The sequence below is a fragment of the Arthrobacter sp. 05L428 genome (assembly GCF_056397665.1).
In genome coordinates this window covers 1-5568 of record NZ_JBFTNW010000016.1, presented here as the reverse complement: position 1 = coordinate 5568, position 5568 = coordinate 1, and the positions used below count along the sequence as shown (strand labels likewise).

Genomic DNA, 5568 nt, shown 5'->3' with positions numbered 1-5568 from the left:
GTGGATGTGCCGAAGGCGTCCGCGTCGCCGTCGTATGTGTTCCGGGTGAACCGGGATGTGGTGGTGCTCAATGATGTGAATTCGGGCAATGTGTGGCTGGTGAACCAGAACATGCAGCTGGTGAACAACTGGGACGACGTCATCCCGCCGCAGCAGACCTCGGACGACGCGGACAAGGACTCCGCCGACGAGGTGCAGCAGACCGTCCTGCCGGACCGCACCAAACCCAACAGCCCGCCGGTCGCCAAAGCCGACACCTTCGGGGTCCGCGCCGGCAAGACGACCATCCTTCCCGTGCTGGACAACGACACCGACCCCGACGGCGACATCCTCACCGTCCGGTCGCCGGAGCCGCTCAAATCCGGGCTGCTCGCACCGATCTACGGCGCCACCGGCTTCCAGGTCAGCGTGGGCGCGGACAAGACCGGTACGGAAACGTTCAAATACACGGTCGACGACGGCCGCGGCCTCTCCGCCTCCGCCGACGTCACGCTTAACATCGTCCCGCCCGGGGAGAACTCCGCCCCGCGGCAGAAACCGAACAGGAACACCACACTCGTAGTCCAGGCCGGCAAAGCGGTCAGCCAGAACATCCTCACCGACTGGACCGACCCCGACGGCGATGACGTGTTCGTCGTCGGCGCTGCAAGCAGCGACCCCCGCGACCAGGTGAAAGTCCGGCCCGACGGCCTGCTCAGCTTCCAGGACTCCGGCTCCGAACCCGGCCGCAAGACCGTCACCGTCACCGTCTCCGACGGCCGGTCCACGGCCGAAGGCAAGGTCACCGTGGAGGTGCGCCCGCCAGGAGCCCTGCCGCCGATCGCGAACGCGGACCACCTCGTGGCCGTCGCCGGCGTGGACACCGTGATCGCCCCGCTCAAAAATGACTCGGACCCGCAGGGCGGGGCGCTCCGTCTCGCCCAGGCCACCCCGGACGGCAACTCCACCGCCACCATGGGCGCCGACCAGCAGACCTTCACCTTCAACTCCACCGCCCTCGGCGCACACTACGTCTCCTACCTCGTCACGAACGGGCCGGCCAGCGCCCAGCAGCTGGTCCGGGTCGACGTCGTCCCCGGCGGCGGCGACGGAGCACCGGTCGCGGTCCGCGACACCGCGCTGTTGCCGGCCGGCGGCAGCGTGCTGGTGGACGTCCTCGGCAACGATTCGGACCCCTCCGGCGGCGTCCTGGTGGTCCAGTCCGTGACCGCCGCCGATGGACTGCCGCTCAGCGTCGCCGTCCTGGACCACTCCGTCGTCCGGATCACCGACCTCCGCGCCCAGGGCCAGCTCAACGTCAAGTACACAATCTCCAACGGCAAGTCCTCCGCGAGCGGCGAGATCGCCGTCCTGGTCGTCCCCGCGCCGTCCAAGCTGCAGGCGCCGCAGGCCAAACCCGACGAGGCAACCGTCCGTGCGGGCGACGTCGTCACCATCCCGGTGCTGGAGAACGACACCGACCCCAACGGCGGCAAGCTCACCCTCGAACCGGTGCTGGCCCAAAAGCCGGACGCCGCCGACGGCCGCACCTTCACCGCCGGCCAGACGCTGCGCTTCATCGCCGGCGAGGTGCCGAAGACGGTCTACGCGATCTACAAGGTCACCAACGCCTCCGGACAATCCGACTCCCAGCAGGTGTCCATCCGGATCCGGGCCCGCGACGACGAACGCAACACCCGCCCCGAACCGAAGAACCTGACCGCCCGCGTGGTGGCCGGCATGACGGTCCGCATCCCGGTGCCGCTCGACGGTGTGGACACCGACGGCGACTCTGTGCAGCTGACGGGCGTGGACAAGGCCCCCGCAATGGGCACGGCCGTGGTCAAGGACGGCTACCTCGAATTCACCGCCGCCGGCAACGCCGCCGGCACGGACACCTTCAGCTACCGCGTCCGGGACCGGATCGGCGCCGAAAACACCGGCACCGTGATCGTCGGCATCGCGCCGCGGGAAATCAATAACCAGAAGCCGATCGCGGTTGACGACGCCGTGGACGTCCGGCCCGGCCGCAAGATCGCCGTCGACGCCCTCACGAACGACTCGGATCCCGATGGGGACCCGATCAGCCTGGTGCGCAACGGCTTCGAGGCCCGCCCGGAGCTCGCCGTCGAGCCGGCCGACGGCGGCAAGGTGCTGCTCACAGCGCCGGGCGCCGCGGGCAACGAGAGCGTCAGCTACAAAATCCAGGACGACAAAAAAGCCCAGGGCAGCGCCGTGATCCGGGTCCGGGTCAGCCCGGATGCAACCCTTAAGGCCCCTCTCGCGAAAGACGACGTGGTCACCCCGGCGGAGACCCTCGGCAAGTCCGCCGTCGACGTCCCGGTCCTGAAGAACGACGCCGACCCCGACGGCGTCGCCGCAGAACTCAAGATCGGCCTGCCGGACGGCAATCCGAACGCGCGCGTGGCCGGCGACGGGACCGTCCGGGTGGCCCTCGCGCCGAAGGACCAGCTGGTTCCCTACACCGTCACCGATGTGGACGGCCAAAGCGCGACGGCGGTCATCTGGGTCCCCGGCCAGGGTGAACAGCACCCCACCCTGGCCCGGACCGAGGCCGTGGAGGTGATGGCCGGCAAGGAAATCACCCTGGACCTGGGCGAGTACGTCCGCGTCAGGGAAGGCCGTACGCCGCGGATCACCCAGGTGGACAAGGTCAAGGTCCAGGGCGCCGAGCCGGACAACGTCGTGGCCGGCAACGGGAGTAAGCTGCGTTACGCCGCCCTCAAGGACTACGTGGGCCCGGGCTCGGTCACCTTCGAGGTCACCGACGGCAGCGGACCCGAGGACCCGGCCGGGCTGAAGTCCACGCTCAGCATCATCACCAAGGTCATCCCGGACCCGAACGCCAACCACCCGCCGACGTTCAGCGGCGCCACCCTTGAGGTGCCGAAGGCCGAGTCCGCGAGCCTGGAACTGGGCAACCTGGCCAAGGACGTCGACGCCGGCGACCAGGACAAACTTAAATTCGAACTCGACGGAACACTCCCGGAGGGCTTCAAGGCCACGCTTGACGGCGCCACCCTGAAAGTCACCGCAGACTCCGCCAAGGCCGCGGGCTGGAAGGGCAGCATCCCGCTCAAGGTCACCGACGGCCGCTCCGATCCTGTCCGGGCCACGGTGGCGGCCACCGTCACGGCCTCAAACCGGCCACTGCCGGTGGCGAACGAGGACGTCGTGGAGAAGGCCAACGCCGGCAAGGCGGAGACCGTCAACGTCCTCGCCAACGACTTCAACCCCTTCTCCGACACGCCGCTGCGGATCGTGGCCGCCACCGTGGAAACCGGCTCCGCGGCCGGGCAGCCCGCGGTGGCCGGGGACTCCATCACGGTCACCCCCGCCGGCGGCTTCAAGGGCGTGATGGTGGTCCGCTACACCGTCATGGACAAGACCGGGGACCTCTCCCGGCAGACCGACGGCCGCGTCCGGATCACCGTCCGGGACAAGCCCGACGCCCCGTCCGCGCCGAGCGCAACGGACGTCCGCAGCCGGACCGCCGTGCTCAAGTGGACGCCGCCGTCGGACAACGGTGCCGCCATCACCAAGTACACGGTGCGCTCCGGCAACGGCTTCAGCCAGGATTGCGCCACCACCACGTGCACCCTCAGCGGACTGACCAACGACGTCAAGTACGTCTTCACCGTCACCGCCACCAACGAGGTGAAGGAATCCGATCCCTCGCCGGCCTCCAACGAGATCCGGCCGGATGAAAAGCCCTCGCCGCCGGAGGCCCCCACCGTCAAGGCCGGGGACAAGAACATGGTGATCGCCTGGCCCGCGGCGAAGACCGAGGGCTCCGCGGTGAAGAACTACAACCTGGAGATCTCGCCGCCGCCGGCCAGTGGAGTCGCCGTGAAGAACGGCGTGACCGGCCTGAACTACACCTGGCCGGCCCTGACCAACGGCGTGCGCTACAAGGTGCGCGCCCAGGCCGTGAACGAGCTCGGCCCCTCCGACTGGGGACAGTACTCCGCCGAGGACAACCCCGCCGGCGTCCCGGCCGCCCCGGGCGCGCCGACGACGTCGGTGGCCTCCGCCGTCGGCACCTCCAACCAGCTCAAGGTGGACTGGGATGAGCCAAACACCAACGGCGACGCGATCAAGAACTACTACGTCACGATGAGCGGCGGCGGCGGCGCGGACCAGACCCAGACCGTGGCCGGCACCGTGCGGACGGCGAACTTCACCGCCAACAACTCGGAAGCGTCCTATACCTTCACCGTGCAGGCCGAAAACAAGGCAGGCAAGGGCTCCGCCAGCGCGGCCTCCGCGCCGCGCCGCGCCACCGGCAAGCTCAGCCGGGTCTCCGGCGTGAGCGCCGCCGAGGCCAACACCGGCGGCGCCGGTCGGGCCGTCACCATCAACTTCCGTGAGCTCACCGCTGCGGAACGCAACGGCTCGGCCTACTCCGAGGTGAGTTACACCTACCGAGCCAGCACCGGCCAATCCGGGCCGATCAGGCCCGGCCAGACCGTCGGCGGGTTCGCCAACGGCGCCGCCACCACCGTCACGGTGACGGCCAACTCGTCCGTCGCGCCCAGCTCGGACGCCAGCACCGGGGCTAACGCGAACCCTTACGGCTCACCCGGCACCCCGTCGGCCTCCGGCACCAACGGCGCGGAAAACCAGCGGAACCTGACGTTTAACTGGGCCTCGCCGGATGCCGGGAGCCACGACATCGCCTACACCCAGATCAAAATCGACAACGGCGGCTGGGAACGGGTGGGCCCCTCGGGAAGCCGGACGGTCAACACCGGCGGCTTCAATGAACGGCACACGATCCAGGTCCAGACCGTCAACTCGCGCGGCACCGGCGGCCCGCTCGCCTGGGCGTCGGCCCAGTCCGGGGCAGAGAAGACGCGCTGGTCCACCAGGCTGAACTCCGGCATGGACCGCAGCTGCACCGACCTGCCGGGCGCCACCTCCTACGACCCGCAGAAATTCACCTGCGACGGCAAGAGCGGCTACGACCGGCCGTGGATGTCCCACTTCGACAGCTTCGACGTGATGTGCTGGAAGCCGCACGGCACCACCTACAGCGGCGACGGCCAGTGGTACTACATCATGCGCGGCTCACCGAACCAGACCCGCTGGATCCAGTCGCTGCACACCACCATCGGGTCGCCGGCACAGAGCGGCGTACCACTGTGCACCTTCCCGACAGGAGCCACGCCATAACCCGCCCCGGGCCCCGGCCGTCACCCTCCGCCGGGCAGTCCTCCCCATCGCGCTGCCGGAGATCGTTGGGTAGGCTGTCGCGGGAAGTGGGGGAGCGGTCTCGGGTCCGCCGGGGGAACCACCACACAATTTTGAAGGAAAGCTAACGCTGTGACACGTCTTTTCGCCACGCTGGGTGCCAGAAAGCCGGGTTCCACGAAACCGCGATCACGCACGCGCCGCAAGTTCGCCACGGCCACGTCGTTTGTGGCTGCTGCTGCGGTGTTGGTGACGGGGGCCATCATCTATCCGGGGTTTAAGACTGCTGAGGTGGAGTTGAACGATGGTGGTGTGTGGGTGGTGTCGAAGGCGAAGAATGCGGTGGGGCGGTTGAATTATCCGTCGCGGGTGTTG

2 protein-coding genes are annotated in these 5568 nt (G+C 68.8%); both read left to right on the top strand.

Translation table 11 applies throughout. The features are described 5' to 3' along the window. Nucleotides 1–5175 (top strand): Ig-like domain-containing protein (locus tag AC1DH3_RS16640; protein ID WP_476909814.1); only part of this gene is annotated, 5175 nt, incomplete at its 5' end. Nucleotides 5176–5325: 150 nt separating this feature from the next. Beyond that, on the top strand, nt 5326–5568 hold a 243-nt coding region (locus tag AC1DH3_RS16635), incomplete at its 3' end, for a hypothetical protein (protein ID WP_476909813.1).